Annotated in this window: 15 protein-coding genes; 9 read left to right on the forward strand and 6 right to left on the reverse strand. The window is 57.6% G+C overall.

Features of this window, described 5'->3' with window-relative positions; genetic code table 11:
• Positions 1-92: 92 nt before the first annotated feature.
• The 4 genes from katG to metB form a co-directional block, all read right to left on the reverse strand.
• The gene (gene katG, locus USG84_RS20360) at positions 93-2273 is read right to left on the reverse strand and encodes a catalase/peroxidase HPI (RefSeq protein WP_253543434.1); all 2181 of its coding nucleotides are present in this window, start codon (positions 2271-2273) and stop codon (positions 93-95) included.
• Positions 2274-2419: 146 nt separating this feature from the next.
• A complete protein-coding gene (gene metF / locus USG84_RS20365) occupies positions 2420-3307 on the reverse strand; it encodes a methylenetetrahydrofolate reductase (protein ID WP_061096490.1) in 888 nt (295 codons plus the stop codon).
• A 261-nt stretch (positions 3308-3568) separates the two neighbouring features.
• A complete protein-coding gene (locus USG84_RS20370; protein ID WP_253543435.1) occupies positions 3569-6001 on the reverse strand; it encodes a bifunctional aspartate kinase/homoserine dehydrogenase II in 2433 nt (810 codons plus the stop codon).
• A gap of 2 nt (positions 6002-6003) precedes the next feature.
• The gene (metB, locus tag USG84_RS20375; protein ID WP_021242813.1) at positions 6004-7164 is read right to left on the reverse strand and encodes a cystathionine gamma-synthase; all 1161 of its coding nucleotides are present in this window, start codon (positions 7162-7164) and stop codon (positions 6004-6006) included.
• A 275-nt stretch (positions 7165-7439) separates the two neighbouring features.
• Here metB and metJ point away from each other — a divergent pair, with 275 nt between their 5' ends.
• Positions 7440-7757, forward strand: a complete 318-nt coding sequence (gene metJ / locus USG84_RS20380; RefSeq protein ID WP_003862042.1) for a met regulon transcriptional regulator MetJ — start codon at positions 7440-7442, stop codon at positions 7755-7757.
• 48 nt (positions 7758-7805) lie between these two features.
• Here the strand turns inward: metJ and rpmE are convergent, their stop codons facing one another.
• On the reverse strand, positions 7806-8018 hold the full coding sequence (gene rpmE / locus USG84_RS20385) for a 50S ribosomal protein L31 (protein WP_003862040.1): 213 nt from the start codon (positions 8016-8018) through the stop codon (positions 7806-7808).
• 200 nt (positions 8019-8218) lie between these two features.
• Between rpmE and priA the strand changes: the two genes are divergently transcribed.
• From priA to rraA, 7 genes are all read left to right on the forward strand, one after another.
• Complete coding sequence (gene priA, locus USG84_RS20390) at positions 8219-10414, forward strand: primosomal protein N' (RefSeq protein WP_320738438.1); 2196 nt, start codon at positions 8219-8221, stop codon at positions 10412-10414.
• A gap of 119 nt (positions 10415-10533) precedes the next feature.
• Positions 10534-11559, forward strand: coding sequence for a DNA-binding transcriptional regulator CytR (gene cytR, locus USG84_RS20395; protein ID WP_253543437.1), 1026 nt, complete (start codon positions 10534-10536; stop codon positions 11557-11559).
• A gap of 93 nt (positions 11560-11652) precedes the next feature.
• Positions 11653-12654 carry a cell division protein FtsN gene (gene ftsN / locus USG84_RS20400; protein WP_151412525.1) on the forward strand — a complete coding sequence of 334 codons (1002 nt, stop codon included), beginning with the start codon at positions 11653-11655 and terminating at the stop codon, positions 12652-12654.
• Between the two features lie 94 nt (positions 12655-12748).
• Positions 12749-13279, forward strand: a complete 531-nt coding sequence (hslV, locus tag USG84_RS20405) for an ATP-dependent protease subunit HslV (RefSeq protein WP_014072345.1) — start codon at positions 12749-12751, stop codon at positions 13277-13279.
• 9 nt (positions 13280-13288) lie between these two features.
• Positions 13289-14623 carry an HslU--HslV peptidase ATPase subunit gene (gene hslU / locus USG84_RS20410; RefSeq protein ID WP_010436948.1) on the forward strand — a complete coding sequence of 445 codons (1335 nt, stop codon included), beginning with the start codon at positions 13289-13291 and terminating at the stop codon, positions 14621-14623.
• A gap of 62 nt (positions 14624-14685) precedes the next feature.
• A complete protein-coding gene (gene menA / locus USG84_RS20415; RefSeq protein ID WP_253543521.1) occupies positions 14686-15612 on the forward strand; it encodes a 1,4-dihydroxy-2-naphthoate polyprenyltransferase in 927 nt (308 codons plus the stop codon).
• Between the two features lie 92 nt (positions 15613-15704).
• Positions 15705-16190 carry a ribonuclease E activity regulator RraA gene (gene rraA, locus USG84_RS20420; protein ID WP_014885702.1) on the forward strand — a complete coding sequence of 162 codons (486 nt, stop codon included), beginning with the start codon at positions 15705-15707 and terminating at the stop codon, positions 16188-16190.
• A gap of 585 nt (positions 16191-16775) precedes the next feature.
• On the opposite strand, the gene zapB is transcribed toward rraA, so the two are convergent.
• Positions 16776-17015, reverse strand: coding sequence for a septal ring assembly protein ZapB (zapB, locus tag USG84_RS20425; RefSeq protein ID WP_010436935.1), 240 nt, complete (start codon positions 17013-17015; stop codon positions 16776-16778).
• 398 nt (positions 17016-17413) lie between these two features.
• On the opposite strand from zapB, the gene USG84_RS20430 reads away from it, so the two are divergent.
• Positions 17414-18259 carry an MIP/aquaporin family protein gene (locus tag USG84_RS20430; protein WP_013099317.1) on the forward strand — a complete coding sequence of 282 codons (846 nt, stop codon included), beginning with the start codon at positions 17414-17416 and terminating at the stop codon, positions 18257-18259.
• Positions 18260-18273 lie beyond the last annotated feature (14 nt).

The following is an 18273-nucleotide window of genomic DNA, read 5'->3' on the forward strand; positions in this document are numbered from 1 at the left end:
AGAACTCGATCACCTGAAAAAGCGGGTGACAGCTACGCCTTACCCCGCCAGGATGACTGGCAAAAAAATCCCCGCCGTGGCGGGGATTGCTTTTACTTCACGTCAAAACGATCCAAATCCATCACCTTCGCCCATGCGGCAACGAAGTCACGGACAAACTTCTCGTGCGCATCGCTGCTGGCATAAACTTCGGCCAGCGCGCGCAGGACAGCGTTCGAGCCAAAGACCAGGTCGGCGCGGGTCGCGGTGTATTTCACTTCACCGCTGGCGCGATCGCTACCGGCAAACAGCTCGTTTGAATCGTCGGTCGCTTTCCACTGGGTATTCATATCCAGCAGGTTCACGAAGAAGTCGTTGCTCAGCACGCCTTCGCGGCTGGTGAATACGCCATTCTTGCTGCCATCAAAGTTCGTACCCAGCACGCGCAGGCCGCCAATCAGCACCGTCAGCTCGGGCGCGGTCAGGGTCAGCTGCTGAGCCTTATCAATCAGCAGCGATTCCGTCGTGGACACATCCACCTGCGCACGGTAGTTGCGGAAGCCGTCGGCAATCGGTTCGAGCAGGTTGAACATCTCGATATCCGTCTGGTCCTGACGCGCATCTACGCGGCCCGGGGTAAACGGCACGTTGACGTAAACGCCCGCCGCTTTCGCCGCCTGCTCAACGCCTACAGCGCCCGCCAGCACGATGATATCGGCCAGTGAAGCTTTGTTGGTGGTGCGCTGGATAGCTTCCAGAGCCGGCAGCGCGCGCACTGCCGCGGCGTTCACATCCCAGTCGCGCTGAGGAGCCAGCGCCAGACGCGCGCCGTTGGCACCGCCGCGCTTGTCGCCGCCGCGGAAGGTCGATGCAGATGCCCAGGCCACAGAAACCAGCTCGCTCACGGAGAGGCCAGAGGCCGCGATTTCCGCTTTCAGGCTTTCAATATCTTCCTGCGTCGGATGGAACACCGCCTGCGGCAGCGGATCCTGCCAAATCAGATCTTCTTTCGGCACTTCCGGGCCGATGTACCGCGCTTTTGGCCCCATATCGCGGTGGGTCAGTTTGAACCACGCGCGCGCGAAGGCTTCGTTAAAGGCCTGCGGATCGTTCAGGAAGCGACGGGAAATTTTCTCGAATTCCGGATCGAAGCGCAGCGTCAGGTCGGTGACCAGCATGGTTGGCTTACGTTTTTTCGACGGGTCGAACGGATCTGGCATGATCTCAGGCGCATCCACGGCTTCAAACTGAATCGCGCCTGCCGGGCTGCGGGTCTGCACCCATTCGTATTTGAACAGGTTCTCGAAGAAGTAGTTGCTCCACTGGGTCGGGGTTTGTGACCAGATGACTTCCAGCCCGGAGGTGATGGCGTCAGCGCCAATACCGGTGCCGTGCGTGCTGGCCCAGCCTAAGCCCTGCGCTTCAATCGGCGAGGCTTCCGGATCGGTGCCAACGTGCGTGGCTTCACCCGCGCCGTGGGTTTTACCGAGCGTATGGCCGCCTGCAATCAGCGCGACGGTCTCTTCGTCGTTCATGCCCATGTTGCCAAAGGTAGCGCGAATTGCCGCAGCCGCAGACAGCGGTTCACCGCTGGCGTTTGGCCCTTCCGGGTTCACGTAAATCAGCCCCATTTCGGTGGCCGCCAGCGGGCGTTTCGCCAGCGCTTCCGGGTCACGGTGGGTCAGCCAGGCTTTTTCATCGCCCCAGTTTACGTCCAGATCCGGTTCCCAGACGTCTTCACGACCGGCGCCAAATCCAAAGGTGCGGAAGCCGGAGTTTTCCAGCGCCACGTTACCCGCGAGGATAAACAGGTCGGCCCAGGAGATTTTCTGTCCGTATTTTTGCTTGATTGGCCACAGCAGGCGGCGCGCTTTATCCAGGCTGACGTTATCAGGCCAGGAGTTTAGCGGCGCAAAGCGCTGTTGGCCGCGTCCGGCACCGCCGCGTCCGTCCACGGAGCGGTAAGTACCTGCCCCGTGCCAGGCCATGCGAATAAACAGACCCGCGTAGCTGCCCCAGTCGGCAGGCCACCACGGTTGAGAGTCGGTTAACAGGGCTTTGAGATCGCCCTTGAGGGCGGAATAGTCGAGCTTGCTGAATTCTTTGCGGTAGTCGAAGTCTTCACCCAGCGGGTTTGAACGGTTGGAATGTTGATTTAGAAGATCGATGCGGAGTTGTTTAGGCCACCACTCTTTGCTGCCGGTACCTGCGCCCGCGCTGTGATCGACGCCGCCCTGATGGAACGGACATTTGCCGGCGGATGCCGCGTTATTGGTCTCGTCTGACGTGCTCATCGCTATGCTCCCTTTACAGTGTTACCGTTACGATATACACCACTAGCAATAAGATATAGTTGAATTAATCCACAGATTCGATAGTTAATACCTTTTAACTTTTTATCTGATTAAAAAGCCCTCGATTTATGAGGGCTTTTTGCTGATTACGCAGGACGAACGCCGAGCGTGTGACAGATGGCGTAGCTCATCTCCGCGCGGTTCAGCGTGTAGAAGTGGAAGTCTTTCACCCCTTCGCGGCTTAAGATCTTCACCATATCCATCGCGATATTGGCCCCCACCAGCTTGCGGGTTTCCGCATCGTCGTCCAGCCCTTCGTACATTTTGGACATCCACAGCGGAATACGCACGTTGGTCATATCGGCGAACTTCTTCGCCTGTTTGAAGTTAGAGACCGGCAGAATGCCCGGGATAATTTCGACGTCGATACCGGCCGAGACGCAGCGGTCGCGGAAGCGCAGATAGCTTTCCACGTCAAAGAAGAACTGGGTGATGGCGCGGTTGGCACCGGCCTCCACCTTACGCTTCAGGTTAAGCAGATCCGCCTGGGCGCTTTTCGCTTCCGGATGAACTTCAGGATAGGCGGCCACGGAGATATCGAAGTCGGCCACCTCCTTCAGCAACCCGACCAGATCGGCCGCATACATCTCTGGCTTGCCGCTGCCGGGAGGGAGATCGCCGCGCAGGGCAACGATATGGCGGATACCGTTGTTCCAGTAGTCCTGGGCAATGGCGCGCAGCTCATCGCGGGTGGCATCGATACAGGTCAGGTGCGGCGCCGCTTCCAGACCGGTTCTGTCCTTAATGCCTTTAATAATGCTGTGCGTACGGTCACGCTCGCCGGAGTTCGCACCGTAGGTCACGGAGACAAACTTCGGTTTCAGGCTGCTCAGGCGATCGATAGAGCTCCACAGGGTTTGCTCCATTTCACTGGTGCGCGGCGGGAAAAATTCAAAAGAGACGTTAATCTGGCCGTTTACTTCGGCCAGGCTCTGATTCAGTGCTTCCCGCTGGTTGGCGTGAAAAAAGCTCATACCTTACCTCTATCTTTCGCGTGTCGTTGTCTGTTGTGTTGTGAACTTCTATACGTTTAGACGTCCAGATGTAAAAATGACGGAAAAGCGGCGTGACGTCAACAGAAATAATCACATTAACGGTGAGGTTTGCTCAGGGAAGATGAGGGGAATTCATGATGGGGGTGAAGAGGCCCCTCACCCTAACCCTCTCCCCAAAGGGGAGAGGGAACGATTACACCCTCTCCCCTTTGGGGAGAGGGCTGGGGTGAGGGGGAGAGATTACAGCAGCTTAGCCAGACGGTTAATATCGGACTGGATTGCCCCGGCGGTGACGTCGCGTCCCGCGCCCGGGCCGCGGATCACCAGCGGGTTATCGCGGTACCAGCGGCTTTCAATGGCGAAGACGTTATCGCACGGCAGCAGCGCCGCCAGCGGATGGTCAGGACGCACTGCCTCGACACCCACGCGCGCCTTACCGTTCGCCTCGAAACGCGCCACGTAGCGCAGCACCAGCCCCATCTCGTTCGCCGCTTCCAGACGCTGCACCATCTGGTCATTCAGCTCGTCGCCGTTCTCGAAGAAGTGGTCAACGGACCCTTCCTCGCAGCCCGCAGGCACCAGCGACTCGACGCGTACGGAATCCGGCTCGATGTCATAACCGGCTTCGCGCGCCAGGATCACCAGCTTGCGCATTACGTCTTTACCGGAGAGGTCAACGCGCGGATCGGGCTCGGTTAAGCCCTGCTGCCAGGCCTGATCCACCAGGTCGGTGAATGGTACGGTGCCGTCAAACTGCAGGAACAGCCAGGAGAGCGTGCCGGAGAAGATCCCGCTCAGCGTCAGAATGCTGTCGCCGCTTTCAATCAGGTCGCGCACGGTGTGGTTAACCGGCAGGCCCGCGCCAACGGTGGCGTTATAGAGCCAGTGGCGACCCGTTTTTTCAAACGCGTCGTGGATCTGACGGTATTTATCGGTGCTGCTCGCCCCCGCCAGCTTGTTGGCGCTGATGACGTGGAAACCGTGGCTGGCGAAATCCAGATACTGATCGGCAAGCTGTTCGCTGGCGGTGACGTCCAGCACCACCAGATCGTCATACGGGTGTGCGCGCATCCACAGGAACAGCGACTCTTCGTCCTGCTCAACCGCTTCATCGTTAAAGAAGGCCAGCGCCCGGCTGGCGTCCAGCCCCTCGTAGTTCAGCAGGCTGCGGCGGCTGTCCACCACGCCCGCAAGAATAAACTCAAACCCGGTACGCGCCGAAAGCGTGACCTGTTCGCGGGCAAACAGCTCCAGCCAGCGGGAACCGATGTTGCCCTTACCAAACAGCACCAGTCCGATGCGCTTTTCCGCGCGGAACAGCGAGGTGTGCAGGCCCTGAATCAGGCTTTCGGTTGGCCCTTTACGCAGGACGGCGACCAGGCTAATGCCCTCTTCCGACTGCCAGGTGAACTCCACCGGCTGGCCCTTCAGCTGCTGCCAGAAGCGGTGGCAGTGCAGCGGGTTGCGGGTGACGCCCGCGCCGACCATTGCCACCAGCGCCAGCCCCTGACGCAGGCGAAGCTCGCCCGGCAGGCCCGCTTCATCCAGAATTTTCAGGGCGCTGTCCGCCACTTCGGCGGTATAGCAGAACTGCAGCAGCTGGCGGTCATTATGAACGCCAACGGCCAGCGGACGCACCTGGGCGCGTTTCAGGATCGTGTCGATATCTTTATGTGCCAGCCTGAAGTCCTGACCCGCAGGGACCTGGAATTCAATCAGGCAGATGTCGTCGTGGCTGGTGACAATGCGCGCGCCCGTACCTGAGGCCAGCACGCGCTCGATACGGGTAGAGCCTTGATCCGGGGTATAGCTACAGCGCAGCTGCAGGTCGATATCGCTGCCGGAAACCGGCTGCAGCGTACGGGCGTGCAGCACCGGTGCCGCCAGACGCGCCAGCTCGCTGGCTTCGTCGAGACGCAGCAGCGGCAGCAGGCAGGCATCTTTCACCTTACGCGGGTCCGCGCTGTAAACACCGGCCACGTCGCTCCAGATGGTAACGCGGGACACGCCCGCCAGGGCACCAATTTGCGTTGCCGAGTAGTCCGAGCCGTTACGGCCCAGCAGCACGGTTTCGCCGGCGTTGCTGCGGCTGATAAAGCCGGTGACGACAATACGTTTCCCCGGATGCTGCACCAGCAGCTGTTGCAGCAGCGGATAGGACAACCCTTCGTCCACCTGCGGCTGAGCGGCGCGTTCCGCGCGCAGGAAATCACGCGCGTCGAGCCAGGCCGCTTCGACACCCAGATGTTGCAGCACGGCGGCCATCAGGCGCGCGGACCACACTTCACCGTGGCCCACCACTTCGGCATACACCGCGTCGTTAATCCCGCTGTCCAGCAGGGCAGCCAGACGCTCAAGGTCATGCGTGAAGGCGCCGATCAGCCCGTCCGCCACGTCCGCAGGCAGCAGGCCGGCAATCAGCTCGCTCTGGTAACGACGTAAGGACTGTTGCACCTGATGCGCAGAAAGGCGATCGGTCTGGCTCAGTTTCAGCCAGCTAATCAACTGGTTGGTGGTGCTGCCCGCCGCCGAGACAACCATCATGTCACCCGGCTGTGAATATTCGGTCATGATCCCTGCGACGCGCAGATAACATTTCACATCAGCAAGACTACTACCACCAAACTTGTGCAGCTGACGACCCTTCGCCCCTGCCTGCGCTATCACACTCATGATTACCCCTTGGCTGCGACCCGGAAGCCATTTTCCAGATCGGCAATTAAATCTTCAGAATCTTCAATACCGGTCGAGATACGCAGCAGCGTCTCGGAAATCCCGGCGGCGGCACGCGCTTCCGGTGCCATACCTGCGTGCGTCATGGTCGCGGCGTGGGAGATCAAGCTTTCAACCCCACCTAAGGATTCCGCCAGCGTAAACAATGACAGCCCGCTCAGGAAGCGACGCAGCGTTTGCTCGTCACCGTCCAGTTCAAAACTTAACATCGCGCCAAATCCCTTCTGCTGGCGCGCGGCAATCTCGTGCCCCTGGTTTTCCGGCAGCGACGGGTGATAAAGCTTCTTCACCAGCGGCTGGGTTTTCAGGAAATCGACAATCGCCTGGGCATTGCGCTGCGCCACGTCCATGCGCGGCGAAAGCGTGCGGATGCCGCGCAACAGCAGGTAGCTGTCGAACGCGCCCGCGGTGACGCCAATGTTATTGGCCCACCATGCCAGTTCCGTGACAACGTCGGGATCTTTTGCAATCACCACGCCCGCCACCACGTCAGAATGGCCGTTCAGATATTTAGTACATGAATGCAATACCAGATCCGCACCCAGTGCTAACGGGTTCTGAAGGGCCGGACTGAGGAAGGTATTATCCACTACACTTATCGCTCCCGCATCCCTTGCGAGCTGACAAATTTTCGCAATGTCGACAACGCGCAACAATGGGTTGCTTGGACTTTCCACCAGAACCAGCTTCGGCTTCTCTGCCAGCGCCTGTTTCAGCGCCTGCTCGTCGTTTTGATCGACAAACAGCACGCGGTAGCAGCCGCGCTTTGCCAGGCTGTCAAACAGACGATAGCTGCCGCCGTAGCAGTCATGCGGCGCAACCAGCAGATCGCCCGGTTTCAGAAACACTGTCGTCACCAGGTGAATGGCGGACATCCCCGTATTGGTTAATACTGCCCCTGCGCCCCCTTCCAGCTCGGCCAGCGCACGCTGGGTTACATCACGCGTAGGGTTGCCACGACGCGAGTAGTCATGCGCGCGCGGTTCATTAAATCCGGTGAAATTGTAGGTACTGGAAAGATGAATGGGCGGGACAACGCAGCCGTACTGCTCGTCATCATTTAATCCGCTACGCACTGCGATCGTGGCCTGTTTACGCGTCATGGTGAGGGCTTCCTGGCGAATGAGGTGAAAAGTCAGCCACCAGAGTAAACATTGAAAGTATGGACGTCAATACATCTGGACATCTAAACTTCTTTGCGTATAGATTGAGCAATGCGCAAATAGCCGTTAAAATTATATGCTTTAGTGCACGCTGCAGCGGCAATATCCGTGCCACGGTATCGTCTCTACGGTAAACTACGCAAGATTACGGTTCAAAACGGGCAGTGACCGGTTTGCACCTTTAGATTAATGACTGAGAGGATTAAAGGTATCTCATGGCTGAATGGAGCGGCGAATATATCAGCCCATACGCTGAGCACGGTAAGAAGAGTGAGCAAGTAAAGAAAATTACGGTTTCCATTCCTCTGAAGGTGTTGAAGATCCTCACCGATGAACGTACGCGTCGTCAGGTGAATAACCTGCGCCACGCGACCAACAGCGAACTGCTGTGCGAAGCGTTCCTGCATGCGTTTACCGGCCAACCGTTGCCGAACGATGACGATCTGCGCAAAGAGCGTAGCGACGAAATCCCGGAAGAGGCGAAGGTGATCATGCGTGAACTGGGTATCGACCCGGAGACGTGGGAATACTGAGAAGCGGATACAAAAAAGGCACCTCGCGGTGCCTTTTTTTCGGGAAACTTATTTAGCGCCCGGGATGCTGAAACGCTTGTTGAAGCGGTCAACACGGCCACCGGTTGCAACATCACGCTGCTTACCAGTGTAGAACGGGTGGCATTTGCCGCACACGTCCAGGTTCAGATCGTGACCCACGGTAGAGCGGATCTGGATAGAGTTACCGCAAGAGCAGTTTGCAGTAATCATTTCGTATTTCGGGTGAATATCTTTTTTCATGGGAGAACCTCAGTTAAGGCCGCGTCGCTCTTCCAGCCCTAACGCCAGACACCACGCGATGTTGAATGTAAGTTCTTTGGCGTAAAGTACACCAAAGGCGGCGAATCATACAGAATTTAACCAACGTATGCAAACTGATCCGCACGCCGCTTTTACTAATGTGTATACTAACGCGCCACTTTTCAAGTCAGGAAGATTCGATGCCCGTCGCTCACGTTGCCCTGCCCGTTCCGCTTCCCCGCACCTTTGACTACCTGCTGCCCGACAGCATGAGCGCCAAAGCGGGCTGTCGCGTGACCGTGCCGTTTGGCAAACAGCAGCGCGTGGGGATCGTCGTCTCCGTCAGCGATAAAAGCGAATTGCCCCTCAATGAACTGAAGTCGGTGGTTGAGGTGCTGGACAGCGAGCCGGTTTACTCCACCAGCACCTGGCGACTGCTGCTGTGGGCGGCGGATTATTATCATCACCCGATTGGCGACGTCCTTTTCCACGCTCTGCCGATCCTGCTGCGCCAGGGCAAGAGCGCCAGCCACGCCCCGATGTGGTACTGGTTTGCCACCGAACAGGGTCAGGCCGTGGACATCAACAGCCTGAAGCGCTCGCAGAAACAGCAGCAGGCGCTGGCGGCGCTGCGTCAGGGAAAAATCTGGCGGCATCAGGTCGACGAGCTTGAGGTCAGCGAAACGGCGCTACAGGCATTAAGAAAGAAAGGGCTGAGCGAGCTGGCCAGCGAAGCGCCCGCCCTTCACGACTGGCGCGACGGCTTCTCCGTCTCGGGCGATCGCCTGCGCCTGAATACCGAGCAGGCTACCGCGGTAGGCGCCATTCACAGCGCCTCGGACCATTTTTCCGCCTGGCTGCTGGCGGGCGTGACGGGCTCCGGCAAGACTGAAGTGTATCTGAGCGTGCTGGAAAACGTGCTCGCGCAGGGCAAACAGGCGCTGGTGATGGTGCCGGAAATCGGCCTGACGCCGCAGACCATCACCCGCTTCCGCGAGCGCTTTAACGCGCCGGTTGAGGTACTGCACTCCGGGCTGAACGACAGCGAGCGCCTCAGCGCCTGGCTGAAAGCGAAAAACGGCGAAGCGGCGATTGTGATCGGCACCCGTTCGTCGCTGTTTACGCCGTTTAAAAATCTTGGCGTTATCGTGATCGACGAAGAGCACGACAGCTCTTATAAACAGCAGGAAGGCTGGCGCTACCATGCCCGCGATTTGGCGGTTTACCGCGCGCACAGCGAGCAAATTCCCATTATTCTCGGATCCGCCACGCCTGCGCTCGAAACGCTGCATAACGTACGCCAGCGTAAGTACCACATGCTGCGCCTGACGCGCCGGGCGGGAAATGCCCGCCCGGCCATTCAGCACGTGCTGGATCTCAAAGGCCAGCAGGTGCAGGCCGGGCTCGCGCCTGCCTTAATTACCCGCATGCGCCAGCATTTGCAGGCGGGGAACCAGGTGATCCTGTTCCTGAACCGCCGCGGATTCGCCCCCGCCCTGCTGTGCCACGACTGCGGCTGGATTGCCGAATGCCCGCGCTGCGACCACTACTACACCTTCCATCAGGCCCAGCGTCACCTGCGCTGCCACCACTGCGACAGCCAGCGGCCGGTGCCGCGCCAGTGCCCGTCGTGCGGATCAACGCATATCGTGCCGGTGGGTCTGGGCACGGAACAGCTTGAACAGGCGCTTGGCCCCTTCTTCCCGGACGTGCCTATTTCCCGAATAGACCGGGACACCACCAGCCGCAAGGGGGCGCTGGAGCAGCAGCTTGCGGAAGTGCACCGCGGCGGCGCGCGCATACTGATTGGCACCCAGATGCTGGCCAAAGGGCACCACTTCCCGGACGTGACGCTGGTCGCCCTGCTGGACGTCGACGGCGCGCTGTTCTCGGCAGATTTCCGCTCCGCCGAGCGCTTCGCCCAGCTTTATACTCAGGTGGCAGGGCGTGCGGGACGCGCTGGCAAGCAGGGCGAGGTGGTACTGCAAACGCATCACCCTGAGCACCCGCTGCTGCAAACGCTGCTGCACAAAGGCTATGATGCCTTTGCCGAGCAGGCGCTGGCCGAACGCCAGACCATGCAGCTGCCGCCGTGGACCAGCCACGTCATCATCCGCGCGGAAGATCATAACAACCAGCAGGCGCCGCTTTTCCTGCAACAGCTGAGGAATCTCCTGCAGGCCAGCCCGCTGGTGGATAACCAGCTGTGGATCCTGGGCCCGGTCCCGGCGCTGGCGCCAAAACGCGGTGGACGCTTCCGCTGGCAAATTTTACTTCAGCACCCCTCGCGTATTCGCCTGCAGCACATCGTCAGCGGCACGCTGGCGCTCATCAACACCCTGCCTGAAGCGCGTAAAGTGAAGTGGGTGCTGGACGTCGATCCCATCGAAGGCTGAAGACGGATCGAAAAATTTAACGCGCCTCACACTTTTTATGAAAATTCTGTAACCGATTCCATTAACTATCTGTAAAAATGGTGACGTCCGCAGTTCGGTGTTCAGGCGAGGAGAAGACGTTGAAGTCCAGGAAAGAGGTTGCCACGGCGACCATGAAAGACGTTGCCGAGAAAGCACAAGTCTCAACGGCAACCGTGTCCCGCGCATTAATGAACCCGGATAAAGTCTCCCAGGCGACCCGTAACAAGGTCGAACAGGCGGCCCTGGAAGTGGGGTATTTCCCGCAGGCGATGGGGCGGAACGTCAAGCGCAATGAATCGCGGACCATCCTGGTGATAGTGCCGGACATCTGCGATCCCTTCTTCAGCGAGATCATTCGCGGTATCGAAGTGACGGCAGCGGAGCAGGGCTATCTGGTGCTGATTGGCGACTGCGCCCACCAGAACCAGCAGGAAAAAACCTTTATCGACCTCATTATCACCAAGCAGATTGACGGCATGCTGCTGCTTGGATCGCGCCTGCCGTTTGATGCCAGCATCGAAGAACAGCGCAATTTACCGCCGATGGTGATGGCCAACGAGTTTGCGCCTGAGCTGGAACTGCCGACGGTGCATATCGATAACCTGACGGCCGCATTCAACGCGGTGAACTATCTTCAGGAGCTGGGGCATAAGCGCATTGGCTGCATTGCCGGGCCGGAAGAGATGCCGCTCTGCCACTATCGCCTGCAGGGCTATGTTCAGGCGCTGCGCCGTACCGGGGCGGTTGTCGATCCGCACTATATTGCGCGCGGTGATTTTACCTTTGAAGCGGGCGGACAGGCGCTGGAGAGACTGCTGGCGTTGCCGGAACCGCCAACGGCGGTGTTCTGCCACAGCGACGTGATGGCGCTGGGGGCACTATCTCACGCCAAGCGCCGTGGGTTACGCGTGCCGAAAGACCTGTCGATTATCGGATTCGATAACATTTCGCTTTCAGAGTTTTGCGATCCACCGCTCTCCACCGTTTCACAACCGCGCTATCAGATTGGCCGTGAAGCGATGCTGCTTCTGCTGGATCAGCTGCAGGGTCAAACGGTTAGTAGCGGTTCGCGGTTACTGGACTGCGAGCTGATTGTTCGCGGTTCGACCCAGGCATTGACTTAAAGTAAACGCCTTTCGGACACCCTTATCTGGTCAAAGCCCCGCCGCTTAAGTAACATGGCGGGCTGACGAACGAATAAATACAGCGAAACGATAGTGGCACAACGAGATTATGTACGTCGCGGCCAGCCGGCACCTTCGCGACGCAAAAAGAGTAGTTCAAAAAGCAAGCAGCGTAATCTGCCTGCGGTCTCGCCAGCAATGGTCGCTATTGCTGCGGCAGTGCTGGTGGCCTTTATTGGCGGCCTGTACTTCATCACGCACCATAAAAAAGAAGAGTCCGAGGCGCTTCAGGGCAACAAAGTGGTGGGAAATGGTCTGCCGCCGAAACCTGAAGAGCGCTGGCGCTATATTAAAGAGCTGGAAAGCCGTCAGCCCGGCGTGCGCGCACCTACTGAGCCCTCAGCCGGTGGCGAAGTGAAAAATGCCGACCAGCTGACGGACGAGCAGCGGCAGCTGCTGGCACAGATGCAGGCCGATATGCGCCAGCAGCCGACGCAGCTGAACGAAGTGCCGTGGAATGAACAAACGCCAGCGCAGCGTCAGCAAACGTTGCAGCTGCAGCGTCAGCGCCAGGCACAAATTCAACAGCAGCAACAGCAGCAACAGCAGCAGCAGCAGTGGACGCAAACTCAGCCGGTACAGCAGCCGAAGGCCCAGCCATACCAGCAGCCGCAGCAGCAGACGCGTACGGCGCAGTCGCAGCCTGTTCAACAGCCAAAAGCGCAGCCGCAAAAGCAAACGGCGCAGCCGTATCAGGATCTGCTCCAGACGCCAGCGCATACTACCGCGCAGCAGCCGAAAACGCAGCAGGCCGCACCGGTGACCAAAGAGACCGAAGCGCCGAAGCAGACGGCAGAGAAAAAAGACGAGCGCCGCTGGATGGTGCAGTGCGGTTCGTTTAAAGGTGCCGAGCAGGCGGAAACCGTGCGTGCTCAGCTGGCGTTCGAAGGATTTGATTCACGCATTACCACCAACAACGGCTGGAATCGCGTGGTGATTGGCCCGGTCAAAGGCAAAGAAAATGCCGATGGCACCATTTCGCGCCTGAAAGTGGCCGGTCACACAAACTGCATTCGACTCGCCTCCGGGGGTTGAAACCCCCAAAATCCCCCCCATCTATCATTTAATTCAGCCCTGAGCACAGGCTCAGGGCTTCTGTTTCCCGAATTTGTAACCAGGGGGTCTGCTCGTGACAACAATAGTAAGTGTACGCCGTAACGGCCAGGTGGTAATTGCCGGTGATGGCCAGGCCACGCTGGGTAATACCGTCATGAAAGGCAACGTGAAGAAAGTGCGTCGTCTCTACAACGACAAAGTGATCGCCGGTTTTGCAGGCGGCACGGCGGATGCCTTCACGCTGTTTGAACTGTTTGAACGCAAGCTGGAAATGCACCAGGGTCATCTGGTGAAAGCTGCCGTTGAGCTGGCAAAAGACTGGCGTACCGACCGTATGCTGCGCAAGCTCGAAGCGCTGCTGGCGGTCGCGGATGAAACCGCTTCGCTTATCATCACCGGTAACGGTGACGTGATTCAGCCGGAAAACGACCTGATTGCCATCGGCTCTGGCGGCCCTTATGCCCAGGCTGCAGCCCGCGCGCTGTTGGAAAATACCGACATGAACGCGCGTGATATCGCGGTGAAGGCGTTGGATATTGCAGGTGATATCTGCATCTATACCAACCACAACCACACCATCGAAGAATTGACCTCCAAAGCGTAAGGATCTCCCATGTCTGAAATGACCCCACGCGAAATTGTCAGCGAACTGAACAAACACATTATCGGCCAGGATAACGCCAAGCGCTCCGTGGCTATCGCGTTGCGTAACCGCTGGCGTCGTATGCAGCTTGACGAGGAGCTGCGTCACGAAGTCACGCCGAAAAACATTCTGATGATCGGCCCGACCGGCGTCGGTAAAACCGAAATCGCCCGTCGTCTGGCGAAGCTGGCGAACGCGCCGTTCATCAAAGTTGAAGCCACCAAGTTCACCGAAGTGGGCTATGTGGGTAAAGAAGTGGACTCTATCATCCGCGATCTGACCGATTCTGCGATTAAGATGGTGCGCGTCCAGGCGATTGAGAAAAACCGCTACCGCGCGGAAGAGATGGCGGAAGAGCGCATTCTCGACGTACTGATCCCGCCGGCGAAAAACAACTGGGGCCAGGCAGAACAGCAGGCTGAGCCTTCAGCCGCGCGCCAGGCGTTCCGCAAAAAACTGCGTGAAGGCCAGCTGGACGATAAAGAGATTGAGATCGACCTCGCGGCCGCGCCGATGGGCGTTGAAATCATGGCGCCTCCGGGCATGGAAGAGATGACCAGCCAGCTGCAGTCCATGTTCCAGAACCTGGGCGGCCAGAAGCAGAAAGCGCGTAAGCTGAAAATCAAAGATGCGATGAAGCTGCTGATTGAAGAAGAAGCGGCGAAGCTGGTGAACCCGGAAGAGCTGAAGCAGGACGCTATCGACGCGGTTGAGCAGCACGGTATCGTGTTTATCGACGAAATCGACAAAATTTGTAAGCGCGGCGGCAACAGCTCCGGCCCGGACGTGTCCCGCGAAGGCGTACAGCGCGACCTGCTGCCGCTGGTTGAAGGCTGCACCGTCTCCACCAAGCACGGCATGGTGAAAACGGACCACATTCTGTTTATCGCTTCCGGTGCGTTCCAGGTGGCCAGCCCGTCGGATCTGATCCCGGAACTGCAGGGTCGTCTGCCTATCCGCGTTGAGCTGCAGGCGCTGACCACTGAAGATTTCGAGCGCATCCTGACCGAGCCGAACGCCTCTGCTACCGTACAGTACAAGGCGCTGATGGCGACCGAAGGCGTGAACCTTGAGTTCACCGAAGACGGTATCAAGCGTATCGCCCAGGCCGCATGGCAGGTCAACGAAACCACCGAGAACATCGGTGCGCGTCGTCTGCACACCGTGCTGGAACGCCTGGTGGAAGACATCTCGTATGATGCGAGCGACCTCAACGGTCAAACCATTACCATTGACGCAGAATATGTGAGCAAACATCTGGATGCATTAGTGGCAGATGAAGATCTGAGCCGTTTTATCCTATAATCGCGGTTACTGCATTCTCATCACTGTTAATGGGGGCTAAGGCCCCCATTTTTATTGGCTAAATTACTATGACTGATATCAGCCGTACTCAGGCGTGGCTCGAAAGCCTGCGCCCTAAAACGCTTCCTCTGGCCTTTGCCGCGATTATCGTCGGTACGGCGCTTGCCTGGTGGCAGGGTTATTTTGATCCGCTGGTCGCCGCGCTGGCATTGATTACCGCTGGCCTGCTGCAAATCCTCTCCAACCTCGCGAACGACTACGGTGATGCGGTGAAAGGCAGCGATAAGCCTGACCGTATCGGGCCGCTGCGCGGGATGCAGAAAGGGGTCATTACCCAGGCACAGATGAAGCGCGCGCTGATTATCACCGTGGTACTGATTTGCTTGTCCGGCCTGGCGCTGGTGACGGTTGCCTCGAAAACCACCAGCGACTTCATTGGCTTCCTGGTGCTGGGTCTGCTCGCCATCGTCGCGGCCATCACCTACACCGTCGGCACGCGCCCTTACGGCTATATTGGCCTCGGGGATATCTCCGTGCTGGTATTCTTCGGCTGGCTGAGCGTGATGGGAAGCTGGTACTTACAGGCGCATACGGTGATCCCTGCCCTGTTCCTCCCGGCAACCGCCTGCGGCCTGCTGGCGACGGCGGTGCTCAATATCAATAACCTGCGCGATATCGACAGCGACCGTGAGAACGGCAAGAACACGCTGGCGGTGCGTCTGGGGCCGGTGAATGCGCGCCGCTATCATGCCTGCCTGCTTATTGGCGCGCTGGTTTGCCTGGCGCTGTTTAACCTGATTTCCCTGCACAGCCTGTGGGGCTGGCTGTTTGTGCTTGCCGCGCCGCTGCTGGTTAAGCAGGCCCGCTTTGTGATGCGTGAACTCAGCCCGGCAGCCATGCCGCCGATGCTGGAGCGAACGGTGAAAGGCGCGCTGCTGACTAACCTGTTGTTCGTCATTGGGATTGTGTTAAGCCAGACGCTCAGTTAGCTGACAAATATCAATTAACAATTGATGATTTTGCCAACAACGCATTTCGCACGATATACTGAACACATTCGCAGCAACTGAGCGTTAAACCTATGAAATACGATACCTCCGAGCTTTGTGACATCTACCAGGAAGATGTCAACGTCGTTGAACCGCTGTTCTCCAACTTTGGTGGGCGGTCATCGTTTGGCGGGCAAATCGTCACGGTGAAATGTTTCGAGGACAACGGGTTGCTGTACGATCTGCTCGAACAGAACGGCCGTGGCCGCGTTCTGGTGGTCGACGGCGGCGGGTCCGTGCGTCGCGCACTGATTGATGCTGAACTGGCCGGAATTGCCGTCCAGAACGAGTGGGAAGGGATCGTGGTGTACGGCTCCGTGCGTCAGGTAGACGATCTCGAAGACCTGGATATCGGGATTCAGGCCATCGCGGCCATTCCGGTAGGCGCTGCGGGTGACGGCATCGGCGAAAGCGACGTGCGCGTTAATTTCGGCGGCGTAACCTTCTTCTCCGGGGACCATCTCTACGCCGATAATACCGGTATTATCCTTTCCGAAGATCCGCTGGATATTGAGTAGTAAAAGAGTCAGCATGAACCATAAAAAAACCGCCATCAGCAATGTGGCGGTTTTTTGTCCCTCGGGATTCGCGGTCCGTTGGGAAATTTTGCAACCTTTAACCAGGATTTTTATCTTACCCTGGTTCATACCTCAGGTGACCCCTGTTAGCCCTTTATAAATTCCTAATTATCTATGGAAACCTTAACTACGCAGATATTGCTCATTATGATGCTGCGTCCCTTTCCGCCATCTCGCAAATGGGCATCGGTCCAGGGAAAGGTGTACTCACAACCGTAAAGCAGCCTTTAACCAGGCTTGTGTCCACCGACTTATCACCGATGGTGAACGGTGGAGCGGTTAGCTGCAGGGACCGCATAATGAAACGCTATTTATGTATTGCGTTCATTGTCGCCAGCGTACTCGTAGTAAAGAGTGATGAACCCAATGTGTTAATTGCTCTTACTATGACAGCGCAGGACAAGTAGCGTTAAGGCCGCCTTTGGCGGCCTTTTTTATGGTTGTTGCAGACTGACATCAAACCATTAAAAAAGCCGGGTGGCGTTGTCGCCTTACCCGGCCTGTTCAGTGCAATCCCAACAGGAATTAGACCTCTTCCATACGTCCCAGCAGCGCCTGCAGGCGATCCTGCCAGCCGTTCTGCTGTTCGCGCAGCTGGTTGTTTTCGCGCTCCAGTTCTTCGCGGCCGTGCTGAGCGTTCTGAACTTCCTGCGCCAGGCTGTTGTTCTTTTCTTTCAGCTCTTCAATTTCCATCTGCAGCAGCGTGATGGTGTCAATCGCCTGCTGTACTTTCGATTCCAGTTTCTCAAACACTTCTAAAGACATGATCCTACCTCTCCTGAATTGCAAGGCGACGCTTTAACGTAAACGCGCACAACATATGTTCCGATTGTATGGAGCGCAGTCGCCCCTGTCCAGCGGCATGCCACGCAGATCGCGGTTTGCAACACTTTTCGGCCTCGTCCTGGTGCGTTCGCGGCATATACCACTAAGTTGTTAACCCATTCGTTAAAAAAATGATTCAACTCGCCGTGCGCGACTGATGCAAAAACGCGCTTTATGGCGCGAAAACGCTCATTTTATTGACACAGACCACACATTTTAATTTCGATATTTCTCGTTTTTGCTCGTTAACGATAAATTAACACTATGTCTACAGGGCATCGTGGCTGTCACGGGCGGCCACGCTAACAATAAACATCAATTTCTTCAGGATTCCGATTATGAGTCAGACATCAACCTTAAAAGGCCAGTGCATTGCCGAGTTCCTTGGTACCGGGTTGTTGATATTCTTCGGAGTGGGCTGTGTCGCTGCACTGAAAGTGGCGGGTGCCAGTTTTGGTCAGTGGGAAATCAGTATCATCTGGGGTCTGGGCGTGGCGATGGCCATCTACCTGACTGCAGGGGTTTCTGGTGCACATCTTAACCCGGCGGTGACTATCGCACTGTGGCTGTTCGCGTGCTTCGACGGACGCAAAGTTGTTCCTTTCATTATTTCTCAATTTGCCGGCGCGTTTTGCGCAGCGGCGTTAGTTTACGGGCTTTATTACAATCTTTTCATCGACTTCGAACAGACGCATCATATGGTGCGCGGCAGCGTCGAAAGTCTGGATCTGGCAGGCATCTTCTCAACCTACCCTAACCCGCATATCAATTTTGTGCAGGCGTTCGCAGTTGAAATGGTGATTACCGCTATTCTGATGGGCGTTATCCTGGCGCTGACCGACGACGGAAACGGCATTCCGCGCGGCCCGCTGGCTCCCCTGCTGATTGGTCTGCTGATTGCGGTGATTGGCGCATCCATGGGCCCGCTGACCGGCTTCGCGATGAACCCGGCGCGTGATATCGGACCCAAAGCGTTCGCCTTTATCGCAGGCTGGGGCGACGTGGCCTTCACCGGCGGCAAAGACATTCCTTACTTCCTGGTGCCGCTGTTTGCGCCGGTTGTCGGGGCTGCGCTGGGCGCATTTAGCTACCGCAAATTAATTGGTCGCCACTTACCGTGCGACACCTGTGTGGACGAGGAGAAGGAAACGACTTCTACCGCACAACAAAAAGCTTCGCTGTAATCTGACTACGGGAC

The organism is Enterobacter sp. 168J2, assembly GCF_034107265.1.
GTDB classification, from domain to species: domain Bacteria; phylum Pseudomonadota; class Gammaproteobacteria; order Enterobacterales; family Enterobacteriaceae; genus Enterobacter; species Enterobacter nematophilus.

What these genes read in the sequence shown, in the direction of transcription:
- katG (WP_253543434.1), bottom strand. Translation starts at nt 2,273, where the DNA reads ATGAGCACGTCAGACGAGACCAATAACGCGGCATCCGCCGGCAAATGT.
- metF (WP_061096490.1), bottom strand. Translation starts at nt 3,307, where the DNA reads ATGAGCTTTTTTCACGCCAACCAGCGGGAAGCACTGAATCAGAGCCTG.
- USG84_RS20370 (WP_253543435.1), bottom strand. Translation starts at nt 6,001, where the DNA reads ATGAGTGTGATAGCGCAGGCAGGGGCGAAGGGTCGTCAGCTGCACAAG.
- metB (WP_021242813.1), bottom strand. Translation starts at nt 7,164, where the DNA reads ATGACGCGTAAACAGGCCACGATCGCAGTGCGTAGCGGATTAAATGAT.
- metJ (WP_003862042.1), top strand. Translation starts at nt 7,440, where the DNA reads ATGGCTGAATGGAGCGGCGAATATATCAGCCCATACGCTGAGCACGGT.
- rpmE (WP_003862040.1), bottom strand. Translation starts at nt 8,018, where the DNA reads ATGAAAAAAGATATTCACCCGAAATACGAAATGATTACTGCAAACTGC.
- priA (WP_320738438.1), top strand. Translation starts at nt 8,219, where the DNA reads ATGCCCGTCGCTCACGTTGCCCTGCCCGTTCCGCTTCCCCGCACCTTT.
- hslU (WP_010436948.1), top strand. Translation starts at nt 13,289, where the DNA reads ATGTCTGAAATGACCCCACGCGAAATTGTCAGCGAACTGAACAAACAC.
- rraA (WP_014885702.1), top strand. Translation starts at nt 15,705, where the DNA reads ATGAAATACGATACCTCCGAGCTTTGTGACATCTACCAGGAAGATGTC.
- zapB (WP_010436935.1), bottom strand. Translation starts at nt 17,015, where the DNA reads ATGTCTTTAGAAGTGTTTGAGAAACTGGAATCGAAAGTACAGCAGGCG.
- USG84_RS20430 (WP_013099317.1), top strand. Translation starts at nt 17,414, where the DNA reads ATGAGTCAGACATCAACCTTAAAAGGCCAGTGCATTGCCGAGTTCCTT.